Origin of the sequence: Flaviflexus ciconiae, assembly GCF_003971195.1 — a bacterium.
Lineage (GTDB): Bacteria > Actinomycetota > Actinomycetes > Actinomycetales > Actinomycetaceae > Flaviflexus > Flaviflexus ciconiae.
In genome coordinates this window covers 2,661,116-2,675,866 of record NZ_CP034593.1, presented here as the reverse complement: position 1 = coordinate 2,675,866, position 14,751 = coordinate 2,661,116, and the positions used below count along the sequence as shown (strand labels likewise).

The 14,751-nt window shown below is 59.3% G+C and carries 12 protein-coding genes and 1 pseudogene; 3 read left to right on the top strand and 10 right to left on the bottom strand.

Going from position 1 to position 14,751, the window contains the following annotated elements; genetic code table 11:
- Positions 1-209 precede the first annotated feature (209 nt).
- Entirely contained in the window at positions 210-1,124 is a 915-nt protein-coding gene (locus tag EJ997_RS12000) for an NAD-dependent epimerase/dehydratase family protein (protein WP_126704755.1), read from the top strand.
- Here EJ997_RS12000 and EJ997_RS11995 read toward each other — a convergent pair.
- The 9 genes from EJ997_RS11995 to mvk form a co-directional block, all read right to left on the bottom strand.
- Positions 1,099-1,980: an SDR family oxidoreductase gene (locus EJ997_RS11995; protein WP_126704754.1), complete on the bottom strand. Its 882-nt coding sequence runs from the start codon at positions 1,978-1,980 to the stop codon at positions 1,099-1,101. The genes EJ997_RS12000 and EJ997_RS11995 overlap by 26 nt on opposite strands.
- Positions 1,981-2,196: 216 nt before the next feature.
- The gene (gene poxB / locus EJ997_RS11990; RefSeq protein ID WP_126704753.1) at positions 2,197-3,909 is read right to left on the bottom strand and encodes a ubiquinone-dependent pyruvate dehydrogenase; all 1,713 of its coding nucleotides are present in this window, start codon (positions 3,907-3,909) and stop codon (positions 2,197-2,199) included.
- A 292-nt stretch (positions 3,910-4,201) separates the two neighbouring features.
- Entirely contained in the window at positions 4,202-5,350 is a 1,149-nt protein-coding gene (locus EJ997_RS11985; protein WP_126704752.1) for a hydroxymethylglutaryl-CoA synthase, read from the bottom strand.
- Between the two features lie 37 nt (positions 5,351-5,387).
- On the bottom strand, positions 5,388-6,443 hold the full coding sequence (locus EJ997_RS11980; RefSeq protein WP_126704751.1) for a hydroxymethylglutaryl-CoA reductase: 1,056 nt from the start codon (positions 6,441-6,443) through the stop codon (positions 5,388-5,390).
- The gene (locus EJ997_RS13275) at positions 6,440-6,991 is read right to left on the bottom strand and encodes an alpha-hydroxy-acid oxidizing protein (protein ID WP_265936821.1); all 552 of its coding nucleotides are present in this window, start codon (positions 6,989-6,991) and stop codon (positions 6,440-6,442) included. The genes EJ997_RS11980 and EJ997_RS13275 overlap by 4 nt, the downstream gene beginning before the upstream one ends.
- Complete coding sequence (locus EJ997_RS13270; RefSeq protein WP_206501682.1) at positions 6,946-7,536, bottom strand: beta/alpha barrel domain-containing protein; 591 nt, start codon at positions 7,534-7,536, stop codon at positions 6,946-6,948. Before EJ997_RS13270 ends, EJ997_RS13275 begins: the two co-directional genes overlap by 46 nt.
- Positions 7,533-8,600, bottom strand: a complete 1,068-nt coding sequence (locus tag EJ997_RS11970; protein ID WP_126704750.1) for a phosphomevalonate kinase — start codon at positions 8,598-8,600, stop codon at positions 7,533-7,535. Before EJ997_RS11970 ends, EJ997_RS13270 begins: the two co-directional genes overlap by 4 nt.
- On the bottom strand, positions 8,597-9,580 hold the full coding sequence (mvaD, locus tag EJ997_RS11965) for a diphosphomevalonate decarboxylase (RefSeq protein WP_126704749.1): 984 nt from the start codon (positions 9,578-9,580) through the stop codon (positions 8,597-8,599). Before mvaD ends, EJ997_RS11970 begins: the two co-directional genes overlap by 4 nt.
- The gene (mvk, locus tag EJ997_RS11960) at positions 9,577-10,557 is read right to left on the bottom strand and encodes a mevalonate kinase (RefSeq protein WP_265936860.1); all 981 of its coding nucleotides are present in this window, start codon (positions 10,555-10,557) and stop codon (positions 9,577-9,579) included. The genes mvaD and mvk overlap by 4 nt, the downstream gene beginning before the upstream one ends.
- Before the next feature lie 548 nt (positions 10,558-11,105).
- On the opposite strand from mvk, the gene EJ997_RS11955 reads away from it, so the two are divergent.
- Complete coding sequence (locus tag EJ997_RS11955) at positions 11,106-11,903, top strand: trimeric intracellular cation channel family protein (protein ID WP_126704747.1); 798 nt, start codon at positions 11,106-11,108, stop codon at positions 11,901-11,903.
- Between the two features lie 276 nt (positions 11,904-12,179).
- Positions 12,180-13,306 (top strand): annotated as a pseudogene (locus EJ997_RS11945) (winged helix-turn-helix domain-containing protein).
- Here the strand turns inward: EJ997_RS11945 and EJ997_RS11940 are convergent.
- The gene (locus EJ997_RS11940; RefSeq protein ID WP_164719998.1) at positions 13,291-14,706 is read right to left on the bottom strand and encodes a hypothetical protein; all 1,416 of its coding nucleotides are present in this window, start codon (positions 14,704-14,706) and stop codon (positions 13,291-13,293) included. The pseudogene EJ997_RS11945 and the gene EJ997_RS11940 sit on opposite strands and share 16 nt — an antisense overlap.
- Between the last annotated feature and the right edge of the window lie 45 nt (positions 14,707-14,751).

The following is a 14,751-nucleotide window of genomic DNA, read 5'->3' as shown; positions in this document are numbered from 1 at the left end:
GACCTGGCGCTACTACGCGACGTGGCCCTTCCAAGCGGACCGCTTGGTGCACGAGGTTCTTTCAGAGCCTTCTCACCCGCGGTTCCGTCATTTACTTGTTTTCCCTATCGATCAGCAAAGGCAACCATGACCCTTCTTGTCCTCGGAGGCACTGGATTCCTTTCCTCCGTTCTTGCCCGCACCGCCCTTGAGAATGGCATCGAGGTGGTGTGTGCGGCTCGCGGGATAAGCGGCATGCCCCGGAAGGCACCCGCTTTATTCGCTGGGACCGAGAAGACCCGATGCCGGAGGAGCTTGCCACCATCTCCCCCGACGTGGTCGTCGACGTCTCGTCCAAGCCCGGGCACGTGAGAGAAGCAGTGGGTGCTTTCCCGGATTCTCGCTGGATCTATCTTTCGGCGATCTCTACCTACGCTGACTTCTCGACATTAGGCGGATCTCCAGCAAACACCCCTCTGCTGAAGCCTGCCGGCAATCCTGACGAAGTTGTCATGGAGAACTACGGCGCCTGCAAGGTTGCATGCGAGAATGCCGTCGCAGAGATATCGGATCGCGTCATTATTCGCCCCGGCCTAATTTCGGGCCCCGGGGATCAAAGCAACCGGTTTACGCATTGGCCTACGAGACTTGCCCAGGCATCTGCCGATAGGAAGCCGTATCTAGCGCCAACCCCTCCCACGGATCTGGTCCAGTGGGTTGATGTTCGGGATCTCGCCAAATGGATCATCGACCTTGCACAGAATTCGGTGACAGGCACATTCGACGCAGTCGGTCAGGCAGCTGAACGTGGGGAGTTCCTTGTTGCTCTTACCCAACTATTCGATCCGGCGCCGGAACCGCTCTGGGTTGGCCCAGAAGACCTTGCCGAGAATGAGATCCGCCCCTGGGCGGGCCCACGATCTCTTCCCATGTGGATCCCGGACCAATCGATGGTGGGGATGATGGCAAGAGACCATGAGCCGGCCGCAGAGGCGGGACTGAAAACGAGGAGCCTGCGAGAAACCGCAAAGGATACGCTCGACTGGTATCTCAACCACGGCACCCCGCTTGGACTAAGCCGCGAGGATGAACTTGTCGTGGTCGAGAACGTTTTTGCTGCTAGGGAGCTAGCTTCCCACCAGTAACCGAGAGGGACTCCCCAACGACGTACGAGGCCTCATCGCTTGCCAGGAAGACATAGGCCCCTGCGAGCTCAGCAGGCTGTCCGGCCCTACCGAGCGGAGTGTTCTGGCCGAAGGATTCGATCTTTTCCTGGGGCTGACCGTGCGAGGGCTGCAGCGGCGTCCATATCGGCCCCGGGATTACGGAGTTCACTCGGATCCCCTCAGGTGCCAGCTGCTGGGCGAGGCCCTTCGCCAGATTGTTCATGGCTGCCTTCGTCATCGCGTAGTCCAGCAATGTATCCGACGGATCGTATGCCTGGATCGATGAGGTGAAGATGATGGAGGAGCCTGGCTCCAGGTGTGCCAGTGCTGCCTTCGTCACCCGGAAGGAGCTGTAGATGTTTGACTTCATGACACGGTCAAAGTCATCTTCGGGAATGTTCTCCAAGCCGTCGTGCCACAGCTGACGGCTCGCATTGTTGACGAGGATGTCGAGACCGCCGAACTCCTCAACGGTCTTGGCAACAATGTGCTGACACTGCTCAAGATCGCAGAGATCGCCCGGGAGCGCGAGAGCTTTCCTGCCCGCTTCCTCAATCGCCGCAATCACCCGGTCAGCGTCCGCTTGTTCCTCCGGCAGATAGGAAATAGCAACATCGGCGCCCTCCCTCGCATAGGCGACAGCAACGGCCGATCCGATCCCGGAGTCACCACCGGTAATCAGAGCCTTCCTGCCTTCCAGCCGACCGCGTCCCACATAGGAGTCCAAGCCAATATCGGCCTGCGGCTCAAGCTTCTGATCAAGCCCCGGGTCCTTCTGGGTCTGTCGGGGCGGCGAGATCTTCGGGTAGAGATGACGGGGATCGTTGAGAGCCATAATGATTATTCCAATCTGGTTGTCTAGGTTCTAGATGAATGTCTCGGTTGCAGATAGCTAATATTCCGAATAAAAAGTGCGGGTCTTTAGAGTGCTGGTGCGGGGTGGGGAGCTCGTAGGGTTTGAGTACGATCCGCGCGTCCGGCACGCCCAATCCAATCGCATCCGACTCGCGAGTGCGCGCTCGCCGCAGTGGCAACGCCTTATCGGGCGTGCTTAGAAGAACCTGCGGAGGTTGGCTTTGGCGAGGTCGACGAGCTCGTCTCCCCTGCCGTTAAGGACGGTTCGCAACGCATAGAGCGTGAAGCCTTTGACCTGCTCCAGTTCGATCGAGGGCGGGAGCGTCAGTTCCTGTCGCTCGGTTGTCACATCCAGGATTGCCGGACCATCATGCGCCAGGAACTCCTTAACAGCACCCGGCAGGTCTTTCGACTTTTCGACTGTGAAGCCCTTGAGCCCCACGGCCTCCGCGAGCGCCGCAAAGCTGGGGTTCTCCAGGTCCGTGCCGAACGTAACAACTCCCGCGGCCTTCATTTCCAGCTCAACGAAGTTGAGGGAAGAGTTGTTATACACAACGATCTTCACCGGCATGTCGTACTGCTTGAGCGTCAGAAGGTCACCAAGGAGCATGGCGAGGCCGCCGTCTCCCGCGAGCGCTACGACCTGACGGTCGGGATGGGATGCTTGGACACCGATTGCTTGGGGCATGGCGTTGGCCATGGAGCCGTGACTGAAGGATCCAATGAGCCTTCTCTTACCGTTCATGGTCAGGTGCCGGCTTGCCATAACGACGGGCGAACCAACATCTGGAATGAAGACAGCATCATCGTCCGCCGCTTCATCAATCAGCTTGGTCAGGTACTGGGGATGGATGGTTTGACGAGAGGGCGAGGCAAGATCATCGAAGTCTTTCTTCGTCTTCTCGTAATGCTTGAGCATCTTGTCCAGATGCTTCGACGACTTCCTCTTGGTGAGGTGCGGGAGAAGAGTTTCAATCGTTTCCTTCACCCCACCGATAAGTGGGATATCAACGCGTGTGCGCCGACCGATCTGTTCCCCGCGAATATCGACCTGAATGATCGTGGCATCCTCGGGAAAGAACTGCTGGTACGGGAAGTCGGTTCCCAACATGAGAAGCGTCTGCGCGGATTCAAGTGCCCGATATCCGGATTCAAAACCGAGTAGCCCCGACATTCCCACGTCGTAGGGATTGTCGTACTCGATGAACTCCTTGCCCCTGAGGGCATGCACGATCGGGGCTTGGAGGCGCCCCGCTATTTCAACAAGTTCATTGTGCGCACCTTCAACTCCTGCCCCCGCGAGGATTGTGACCCGGTCACAGTCATTAAGCGCTTCGGCAGCTTTGAGTAGTTGCGCCTGATCGGGATAGGTGGAGGACGGGTAGTGCCGGATAACCTCCGGCTCGGCCTCAATCTCGGTGAGGAGAGTATCCCCTGAAATCACGAGAACGGCCACGCCGCTCTTTGAGAGCGCTTCCCTCATGGCGATCCGCAGGAGCCTCGGCATCTGCTTCGCATTCGATACATGCTCGACATAGACGGAGCATTCTTCAAAGAGTGACTGCGGATGTGTTTCCTGGAAGTAGCCGGAACCAATCTCGTCGGAGGGAATGTGGGAGGCAATGACCAGCATCGGCACTCTTGAGCGCTGAGCATCAAATACTCCGTTGATGAGGTGGAGATTGCCTGGACCGCAACTCCCAGCACACACGGTCAATTCACCGGTTGTCGCCGCTTCCGCCGCGGCAGCAAATGCTGCCGTTTCTTCGTGACGCACGTGGATCCAATCAAGATCGCTCTCGCGAATGGCATCAGTGAACCCGTTGAGGGAGTCGCCAGCAAGTCCGTAGACTCGCCGCACCCCGCTTGCGTTCAGTGTGTTGACAATGTTCTGGGCAATGGTCGGCATGTGTCCTCCCGCGGGGCGCGTTATTGTTCAGTTGCTCCAGGTGCACGCGAACATCCAAGAAGGTAGCGGACGTCCGCGAACGAGCCTGCGTGTTCCCCAACCTACGAAACAAACCCCTGCAAAAACAGGTTTAGTACAAAGTGCTTTCAGCCTCCACCCAGGTAAAACAGCTGGTTGTGGGGATGGAGTCGCATAACTCAACTTCACGAAGGCAGGAGACATGACAGCAGACGCTAGGCAATGAGAAACCCCGACAGTTCATACTGCCGGGGTCCCTCGGTTGCGTTAGTTCTTAGCGAGCCTCGTACTGGCGTACGCGGTCGGTGACGCCAGTGAAGCGGAACGGCGCGTCCGTGACGGTCGCGGTCTCGTAGTTTTCAGACTCGCCGACGTAAGCGTTGTGGAGGTCGCGGTACTGCTCAAAGGTGATCTCTTCGCGGGAATCGAGGGATTCTGCGACAGTCTCCGGGTGGAGGTGCTCGGTGTAGCCAGGCTGTACAACGGCGGTGAAGAACTCAGCAACAGAGCCGGAGCCGTAGGAGAACAGGCCGAGGCGCTTGCCTGCGAGATCCTCGTTGCCGTGTAGCTGAGCGGCGAGGCCGAAGTAGAGGGAAGCGGTGTAGGAGTTGCCGATCCTCCGGTTGTAGGTCATCGACTCTTCGATGAGCTCGGAACCGAGCTCCACGCCGACGTGCTCCGCAAGCTTGGTATGTGCCTTCCTCGCCATCTTCGTGAACGGCTGATGGTGCATGAAGCGATGAATGTCGGAAACATTGAGGTCGCGGCGGGCCGCAAGATCATCCCAGGCACCGATCGTTGCATCGAGGTAGGCATCGAGAGACAGCTTGCCTTCGACGAATGGGGTGGACGAGTCGTTCGGCCGCCAAAAGTCATTCACATCGGCAGTGAACACACCGGACTGGGGCTCGATAACAACAAGGTTCGGGTCGGCCGCAACCAGCATGGCAACGGCACCGGCTCCCTGGGTCGGTTCACCACCAGAGTCGACCGCGTAGCGGGCGACGTCAGAAGTAATGACGAGCACCTGGTCCTCGGGGTACCGCGCAACGTGGTTGACGGCGGTTTGGAGGGCTGCGGTGCCGGAGTAGCAGGCCTGCTTGAACTCGACGGTGCGGACCGCGGTCGGGAGGCCCAAGAGACCGTGCACGAACACGCCTGCGGCCTTGGACTGGTCGATGCCGGTCTCGGTGGCGAACAGGACCATGCGGATCTTTGACGGATCGTTACGGTCCAGCAGTCGCTTCGCGGCGTGGGCTCCCATGGTCACGACGTCCTCGTCGGGGGCCGGGACGGAGAACTCGTCTTGGCCGAGGCCGAGCTGGTACTTGGCCGGGTCCACTCCGAGTGCTTCCGCCATGGAGTCAAGCTTGAGGACGTAATGCGTGGTTGCGACGTCGAGGTCGTGGATTCCGATATTCACGGATTTTTCTCCTTTGCTGCGCCAGAAGAGAGCTGGCCTAGTTTTGTCCCCGTTCGAGGGAGACGTGGGCTGCCATGAGCTCACCCGGATTGGTCTGTGCTGCCAGCAGAGACAGTTCCCCACATAGGACGGTGCCCGCAATGATTGCGGCGAGTCGCCTCGAGTTTTCACCCGGTTCGCGGTCTTCCCGCAAGCCGAGCCGCTCCATGGCGACGTTCACGTGCTCAAGATGCTTACCGTTGCCGACGGTGCCAACAATGAGGTGGGGCAGGGAGCACGCGAAGTACAGGCCCTCCTCACGGTTCTCGACATAGGTCAGGCCCTGGGAGCCTTCCACAATGTTTGCCGCATCCTGTCCCGTTGCCAGGTAGAACGCGAGAAGCATGTTGGCGAAGTGGGCGTTCGAGGAACGCAGGGCACCCGCGATAGTCGATCCCACGTAGTTCTTGCGAACAACGAGGTCTGTCACCTTATCGGCCGTGGTCTTTAGTGTCGATGAAACAATGTCGTGGGGAATGAGTATGTCGGCTTGGACGGCACGGCCACGGCCGAGCGCACCGTTGATCCCGGTGGGCTTCTTATCGGTGCAGAAGTTACCGGAAATCGAACCGTAACCGAGGCCCAGATCCCAGGACAGGATTGTCGACATGAGTGCGTCAGAGGCCTGGGTCGCCATGTTGTGTCCCGAAGCATCGCCCGTGCTAAAGGCGAAGCGGACGAACAGCAGGTTGCCAACGATCTCGGGATGGATCTCGATGAGACGAGCATAGCGGGAGCCCGCCGACACAACGGCGGCAAGTTCATCAAAGCGTGCTTCGATCTCGGTCTGTGCACGGTAGGCGTGTGCCGCGTCGCGAGCGGTGAAGAGAACGGAGCGGGTCATGCGCTCGTCGACGACGGTCGCGACAATGCCATTCTCGACGAGGCGCGAGACCTTAGCACCACGACCAACCGAAGGCCACAGCGGCGTTTCGTAGGTGGCGAGCGGAACGTCGATGTCACCGGTGACGGCGTTACCGGTGAACCGGATTGGACCGACCCAGCGGGTCGGGATCTGGGTCATCGTCGTCTCCGAGTACGTTGACTTGCTCATCTGTCCTCCTGGCTCCGCCGAGCAAGGGCCGCTCGGTCGATTCCTCGCACATCCGCGAAGTCGCGGGACTGCCCGCCGATAAGAACGTCAGTGTATTCCATTGCGGCCGGGCTCGTGGCTCCTAGCAACGCCATCATCTCTCCCACGCGCGTACTCCAGGTCTCCAGAACGGACGTCATTGCGTCCGCCCCTTCGTTCAAAGCAACCTTCAGGAACGTACCGGCAACGCCCACGGCGCGTGCCCCAAGGGCAAGGGAAACCATGATGTCGAGGGGGTGGCGCACACCGCCGGAAGACAGCACGGTGAAGCCCGGATCGGCACCCGGCCCGACAAGGCCGGCTGCTCGAGCATCGAGCAGGCACTGCACTGCGGAGCCGCCGAAGCCGTTCAGGTACGAGTAGTCGTCGTGTCCCCCGTCGCGGCGGTGGTTCTCGATCTTCCCGAAATCTGTTCCGCCCTTGCCGGCCACGTCGACGATGGTGACGCCAGCGTCTCTCAGCTTCAGCATGGTCTTTGCGGACAGGCCAGCGCCCACCTCTTTGACCATGAGCGGGACGTCGATGGAAGACGCAATAGATTCGATAAGCCCCAGCCAGGAAGAGAACTCTCTATCCCCTCGGGCATAACGGTCTCCTGGACCGCGTTCACGTGGAGTTGAAGCCCGTCGGCGGACAGCAGGTCGATTGCCCGCTTTGCGTCGTCAACGCTTCGCCCCGCACCGATGTTGGCAAAGACAATGCCGTCCGGGTTCTCCTCGCGGATCACCGTGAAGGAGGGCGCGGTTTCCGGGTAGTCGAGGGCAATGCCAACGGAGCCGGACGCCATGGTAATCCCCGTGCGGGACGCGGCGATCGCCAGGTTCCGGTTAATGATCATTGCCGTGTCCGTGCCGCCGGTCATGCCGTTCACGTACAGGGGTGCCGGATAGGTCCAGGGACCAACCTGAGCGCTCAGATCAACCTGGTCACGGTTAATACCATCGAGGGCGTGGTGAATAAAGGAAATGTCGTCGTAGTCGCGGCGCGGCAACGGGTTGTCCTGCTGCTCGGAGGCGAGACGGATGTGGTCATCCTTGCGGGAAGAAACAATCATGACAGCTCCTCCACCATGAGATTGAGTGGCCGAATACCGTTGCTTGACCATTCTTCCAGCATGCTGTCAACCGGCAGATCCGAGTCGATCAGTGCAATGCCGCAGTCGCCGCCGCCGGCGCCGGACGGCTTGCCGGTAGCACCGTAGCGTTCTGCGATATCGCAGAGCAGGGAAAGCTTGTCCGTTTCGATGAGAATTCCAGACGATGCTTCAAGGTCAAGGAGGTTTTGGCGGGCAATCATAAGAAGGTTGGTGACGCCCTCAAGATCATCGGCCTGAAGTGCGGAGACCAGCTGACCAACGCAGCGCTTTGACGACTGGAGGAATGTCTCGTAGTCGGGGCTGTCCTTCGGGCTCGCCTTCTTGACGGAACCAACGAGAGCAGCGGTCGAGGCCGGGGACCCAGTCCACCCCACCTGGAGGGAGATGCTGGGCGGGGTGTGCAGTCGGCGTACGGCAAACGGCCTCCAGCCGTCTGCCTCAAGTAATTCAGTGACCGAATGTGTTTCTGCGAACGAGCGCAACGATTCGCGGTCCGGTGAGGAGTAGGCAATCCAGCCGCCGTAGGTGGAGGCCGCAATATCTCCACCGGACGCCCGGGGCGAGATCTCGATCGTGGCAAGCAGGGCGAGCTTGAAGCGTTCAAGGTCGGTGAGCTCAAGCCCATAGAAGGTGTTCATGGCGGAAACGGTTGCGACAACGACCGCTGCGGAGGAGCCGAGGCCGAACTTCTGGCCGTCAGCATCATCGAGTTCCGACTCAATGGAAAGATCAAAGTAGGCGGGGGCGACGCCCCGCTCCTCGCGGATCCTCTCGACGGTCGAGATAACGCTAATGACGTAGTCGACCTGGCTCTCCACGACGACCTGGCCGGAGGTGTCCCTCCGCCACTCCACCGGCATACCGTACTCCGAAGAGTGGATTCGGCCGCGGTTTTCAGACTCGGTGAGGGTCACGGTAATAAAGCGGTTGACGGCTACGAGAACCGCGGGATATCCGGGTTCCACAACGGCGTATTCGCCGGCAATGAAGAGCTTGCCGGGGGCTTTGGCTACAACGGTCACAGAGCATCGTCCCCGACGAGGTGGGCTCCCCTGCCGGGGCGGAGGACCTTCGCCTCCCCATCCTTCGTCAGGTCCCGCAGGCGCTCGGAGACGACCTCGGCATGTTCGGGCCGGGTGATCGCAAAAACATTCGGCCCAGCATCAGCCGTTCCGTAGGTTTCGATACCGTCGGCACGAAGCTGTGCAATTCTGTCAAATACCTCAAGGCTGGTGGGGCTGAGGTAACGAATCGACGGTCGGGAAGCCGCGATAACGGCATGCATTCTCATCGCGTGCGTCTCGGCGATCTCACCAACGAGCGTGAAGTCACTGTCCTTGCAGGCACCGATCATTTCCTTCAGGATCTCCTCGGTCGAGGTCACCCAGGCGGGGTAGAATGGCGAGGTAGTGGCGGTAGCCACCATGCCCTTGCGGGAGGAGACGGCCTTCTGGCCGGTTGCCACGGGAACAGCAATCATTGCCATGTCGGGCGCCGGGATCTCTTCCGCGTAGGACGACTGATCGTCCCCGGCGTGCCAGACCGCGAAGCGGTCAACCAGGGAGCGGGAAGCGGAGCCGGAGCCGCGGCGAGCGAGACGAGAGAGGTCGCGGATGGAAAGCTCAAGGCCGTAGGCGGACGATGCTGCGACCGCGAGTGCAGCGAAGCCAGAAGCGGAGGATGCCATGCCGGCGGCGGTGGGGCCTTCGTTGACGGAAACAACCCGCGCGTTCTGATCGGCAGTGTCCAGGCCAGCGGTGCGAGCGAAGTTGCGAACGAGGTCCAGGAAGGCGATAACGCGGGATGCTCCCGCTTCGCCCTGCTCGGCGCCGTTGAGGCTAAAAGAGTCGGTCTCGTCGAGCGTCACGGTCGTCGTTGTCGCGAAGTCGTCGAGAGTCATGGACATGGATCCGGCCGCGGGAAGGATAAGATCCTCGTTGGCTTTGCCCCAGTATTTGACGAGGGCAATATTTGGATAGGCCCGTGCGGTCGCCTGTGTCACGCATTCTCCTGGTTGTCGAAGAGGGCCTCGAGGCCCGTCTCTTGATCATATTCGTCCGCGAGATCAGAAGGTACGAGGGATGTCTTCCATCCCCTCGTGGCACCCGCTTCGGTAAAGTCCTCGATCAGAGCCGAGGCATGATCCTGATCCTTCGCAAGCGCAAGAACGCATCCGCCTAGCCCCGATCCGGTGAGTTTCGCGCCGAGAGCATCGCCCTTGTGCGCGGCCTCAATCAGAGCATCGAGAGCGGGGGCGGATACTCCGAGGCGGACAAGCTGTTCCTGGCCTTCATACATGTGCATGCCAAGCTTGTTCTCGTCGCCGGTTCCGAGCGCTTCGATCGAGGACTCGGCAAGATCGGCAAGGGATTCGATGATCGAGTCAACGTAGCGGGGTGTCTGCTCCCGGAGCATGCGGACGCCGTTGACGGCGGCCGAAGTGGAACCGGATGTGCCGGTGTCAGCAATGACGAACGTGAGGGGCTTGGCCACTTCCACGTCGGTGGGGTTGCCCTTTTGGAAACGAACCGGGGTGAGCGACCGCACGGCGTGAGCATCGAGACCCGATGAGGTTCCGTGGGCAACGTTCTCGGCAATCTGAACGAGGTTGAAGGTCTCCTCGGCCGAAAGGGTCACGCCGGCCGCATTACTGACTGCCCGGACCATTGCGGCAGACACGGCCGCGGAGGAACCAAGTCCGCGTTCCAGCGGGATCGTTGAGGAAATAACCACCTCGCAGCTCTCTATGTTGAGACCAACCTGCTCGGCGGTGGCACGAAGAGCTGTGATCACCGGCTTGAGCTGCCTGGGCGCCTTCGAAATATGGCCCGTGTACAGATCCGAGGTGATCGTTGCGGACGCTGAAGTGCGAACCGAGGCCGCGGTCTGCAGATCGAGAAGCGGCAAGGCTACCGCCGGGGCGCCGTAGACCACGGAGTGCTCTCCCATGAGGATCGCTTTGCCGTGGGCGCTTCCCAGCCCGCCGTGGGAAACTCCGCGTAGCGCCCGCCCTGCCCCAAAGACAGATGGTCGCCGAAGGTCGGGTCCGCCTCCGGGGGTGTCTTGACGTTAATGTCGTTTGAATCGGGTTTCTGCATGCTCACTTCGCGTGCCCGGATGCCGGGGTTCGGCAAGAAGACACTTTTCCTAGTATTAGAAACTATTTAAAGTTACACAATTTAGGTTAGCTTGACCATGCAGTGCTTCACTCGCAGTTGTAGTGTGAAACGCAGATGATTGTACTCACACGATTCACTCTGTTTTCCGTGGAATCATTCGGGACTGGCCAATAACCGGGGATTATTCCCTCACAGCTCATTATATTATTTGTCCGAAAAACTGGCGGTTCCGGGATTCCGCGTCAGGTGTGTCTTGACCTCGATTAGGAAAAGACAGCGTTGGAAGAAGCCTCCAAATCGCGCCAAGACTGCGCGTGCCATTCGTCTCTAGGATGGGACACCTTTCTTTCTTAAACTTAGGTGGGCCATTTTCCGGCTCGTCCATGATCTTTCGACAAGGAGTTAGGCGTGCTCTTAACTGTCCTCTTCATCATCGGCATCACGGCCGAGGCGATGACAGGTGCCCTGGCTGCCGGTCGACAGAAAATGGACCTGTTCGGCGTCACCATGGTGGCGTGCGTGACGGCTCTCGGTGGCGGCTCGGTCCGAGACATGTTGCTTGGCCACTATCCGCTCGTCTGGGTGGAGAACCCGCACTACCTGGTTATCGTTGCGGCGGCCGCGATCATCACGGTCTTCACATCGTCACTCATGAAGTACTTCCGGGTGCTGTTCCTCGTGCTCGACTCGGTCGGCCTGTCCGTCTTCACCGTGTTCGGCGTACGAGTGGCGTTAGAGATGGGCCACGGACTTGTTGTTGCCCTCGTTGCCGCTCTCATTACGGGAATCATGGGCGGAATTTTGCGCGACATTCTGTGTAACCGCATCCCCCTTGTTTTCCACAAGGAGCTCTACGCTTCCGTTGTTCCCCCTGGTGTATTCGTGTATCTGGGCCTTCGAGAACTCGGTGTCCACGAGGACATCACAATCATCAGTTCGCTGCTGACCGTCTTCATCCTTCGTATCCTCGCCATCTACTTCAAGCTTTCCCTGCCGGTCTTTGACTACCAGGAGAAGGAATACAAGCGTCAAGAACGCACGAAGCTCTGGCACTTCCCGAGGGCCGCTAAGCCCATTTCCTACAACTTCACAAACACCCTGAAGAACAAGGCCAAGAAAAAGAAGGCCGAAAAAGAAAAGAAGGGCAAGAGCCTCGCTGAAGAGATCATCGAGATTGAGGACGCCGAGAACCGCCCAGACGAATAGCCTGGACTCCTGCCCCTCACAGGTATTCACACGGAGTTTCGAGCATGTGGCTCAGCCTGTAGATTTCACCTAAGAGCCTCAGACCGACTGATCGAGACGAGCCCCCGCCACACAATTCGGATAACGCGAGCACGACAGGGTCAGCACAGGCGTGACAGGGCCAGCAAAGGAGTAGCCGTGAGGAAACTGAGTATTGCCCAGGCCCGCCGGATAGCTATCCGCGCCCAGCATCTCGACCGAACAAAGCCCGCGAAGGCCCGTGCCGATGTTGCGAACATGGTGGACCGCATGGGAGTGCTCCAGATCGACACGGTCAATATCCTGACCCGCGCCCACTACCTGCCCCTCTATTCCCGTTTCGGTCCCTACGACACGTCACTGCTTGACGAAGCTGGCACGAAGCCGCCTCGTCTTATCCACGAACAGTGGGGCCACGAAGCCAGTTTCGTCCCACCTAGAACGCATCGCCTACTTGCCGGGTTTGGGAGGCGATGGGGGTCGGGTTATGCACTCGATGAACATCCGGGAGCGGCTCCCCTGAAAGAACGGGTTGTTGAAAGGATCGCCAAGTCCCCGCCACTTCCCAGCAGGTCTCGACCTGGCTCCAAGGTCAGGTGCTCACACCGGCTGAAACGGAGCTTGTTGAGGGCAGAATGAAGGGCCTGTGGTCGCGTAGCTCAGTGAAGGTTGTTCTAGAGAACCTCTACGACGAAGACGTCCTAGCAAGTGCTGGTCGCACCCACCACTTCCACCGACTCTACGGCCTCACAGAAAAGATCCTTCACCCGTCTGTAGCAGACCTGCCTCCCGCTCCGCGGGAGGAGGCAATCAGGGAACTCACCAAAATCTCTCTCGACAAGGTCGGGATCGGTAATCCCGCCACGATTGCGGACTTCTTCCGGCTCCGACAGCTCGACGTTCGGCCCGTCCTCGACGACCTAGTGAAAGCCGGCAAGGCGGAGTGGGTGGAGGTGCCAGGAATGAAAGACGCAATCATTCCAACATCGACCGTTATTCCACGTTCCGTGGAAGGCACGACCTTCCTATCACCTTTTGATCCTCTAATTTTTGAACGCGATAGGGCACTCGCACTGTTCGGACTGCACTATCGGATCGGGATCTACACTCCCGTCAATCAAAGAACCCGCGGCTACTACTCCCTGCCGCTCCTCCAAGACGCGACAATCCCCGCACGCGTCGACCTGGCACTCAACCGCAAAACACAGACTCTCCAAGTCACCGGGGCTTGGTACGAGCCCGGCTACGAACTCGACAGCACCGACCGGGCACTCGGCAGTGAGCTGGAGCGCATGGCGGGGTGGCTGGGAGCCACCAGCATCACCGTCACCGATGACGCACCCGGAGAAGCCATTAACGGAATCAAATCTCAGTTAAATAGCTGATCCTCAGGACCCTCGTTACCACCCAGCGCAGTTTCATCATCTTCCAGGTTCTCACCATGTCGATTAGAGACCCGCTCCCAGAGGAGATCACCGACGTTTGATTGCTCCCAGATTTCTGACTCCCCAACGAAGATTCCTTCGCCGTTCAACCAGAAGGTTTCCCCGGGACCCCAGCCAGCGATCATGCTTGCGTTGTCCCCAACGTCTATTGCCCGTGTCGCTGAGGTGAGGTAACCGCGGACGGAGAGCTTCACGCCATCCCACTCGCGGGCAACATCACGCCAGTTCGGGATAATCCACGTCACATCGAGACCGGTAACGCGAAACCAGTCGTGACGCACCTCTGCCGTGATATCGAGCGGGAACCTCTTGCTCAGTTCTGCCCAGTCCTCAGCATTCTCGATAACAAGTACCCGCTTCTCGGGCACAGTCAGTTCCCTTATCTCGGCACGAGTAGAGATGGGACCGTCCTCGGTGCAAGAGAAAGCCGCAGGATCCCCATCCACCGTTTCCCCGTTACTTACCAACAGGCCCCGGGGCGGTGTCGACCACCAGTGACCGCTCCAGTTCGCAGTCGAATCATCCGGTCGTTCCCTTGTTGCGCTCTCGGTCCTTGCCACCGTTGATTTCAGCCATGCGTCAAGAACCTGTTCGGATGGCTTCACAACGCATTGGCTATCGATTTCGTCAATCAGCCATGTCGCGGCAAGTTCTACTCCCCCACCTGCCAGCATCTCGAAATCGAGACCCAGCAATTCAAGCATTTCTTCTGAATCACGGAGCGCATCAGCCACAACAGGATCGGAAAGGATGATGTCGATCATGTCGGGTTCTTGCCAGTACCGTGCCGAGATAACGGACTCCGCGAGCGCCTGGACGAGATCGCTCATCGGGATTTTTTCTTCGCCAAGACGTTTCGAGGCTTCTCGAATGAGCACGGCAACTTTCGCTGAGGTCACGAGGTCACGTACCGGAGGAACACCTTCCTTCCAGTGAGGTACCGGGTTGAAGCTCTGACCGGAAGTATACCCGGCGGCAGGAGCATGGGCAGCCCATCCTGGTTTAAGTCCGAGGCGGAAAGAGCCGGACCTGTGCCAGGGGCCTCTCGAGCGTGCCATCCACTTCTTCCGGATCCTCCCAATGAGCCTGCCAGTGTTGCCTTTTCTCTTCGATGCACCTGCCTCCTCCCCAGTCCATTCAAAGGTTGCTACCGCGTGAGAGCCATCATCTCTTGTAAGCCGAATACTCAGGTCCCACATGGCAGAGACGAGCGAATTCTCGTTGTACTCGCCGTTTTCCCGTTGTTCAGCGCGAGCAAGGAGCTCATAGAGGAAGCGGCGGCCTCGCGGTCCGTCAACAAGCCTGGATGTCATGGGGGCCACCTTGCTCTTCTTGTACATAGCTGGGAGTGAAGAAAGTTTAGCCCAAGCCTATAGAACGCTCTT

What these genes read in the sequence shown, in the direction of transcription:
- EJ997_RS11995 (WP_126704754.1), bottom strand. Translation starts at nt 1,980, where the DNA reads ATGGCTCTCAACGATCCCCGTCATCTCTACCCGAAGATCTCGCCGCCC.
- poxB (WP_126704753.1), bottom strand. Translation starts at nt 3,909, where the DNA reads ATGCCGACCATTGCCCAGAACATTGTCAACACACTGAACGCAAGCGGG.
- EJ997_RS11980 (WP_126704751.1), bottom strand. Translation starts at nt 6,443, where the DNA reads ATGAGCAAGTCAACGTACTCGGAGACGACGATGACCCAGATCCCGACC.
- EJ997_RS13275 (WP_265936821.1), bottom strand. Translation starts at nt 6,991, where the DNA reads ATGGTCAAAGAGGTGGGCGCTGGCCTGTCCGCAAAGACCATGCTGAAG.
- EJ997_RS13270 (WP_206501682.1), bottom strand. Translation starts at nt 7,536, where the DNA reads ATGATTGTTTCTTCCCGCAAGGATGACCACATCCGTCTCGCCTCCGAG.
- EJ997_RS11940 (WP_164719998.1), bottom strand. Translation starts at nt 14,706, where the DNA reads ATGTACAAGAAGAGCAAGGTGGCCCCCATGACATCCAGGCTTGTTGAC.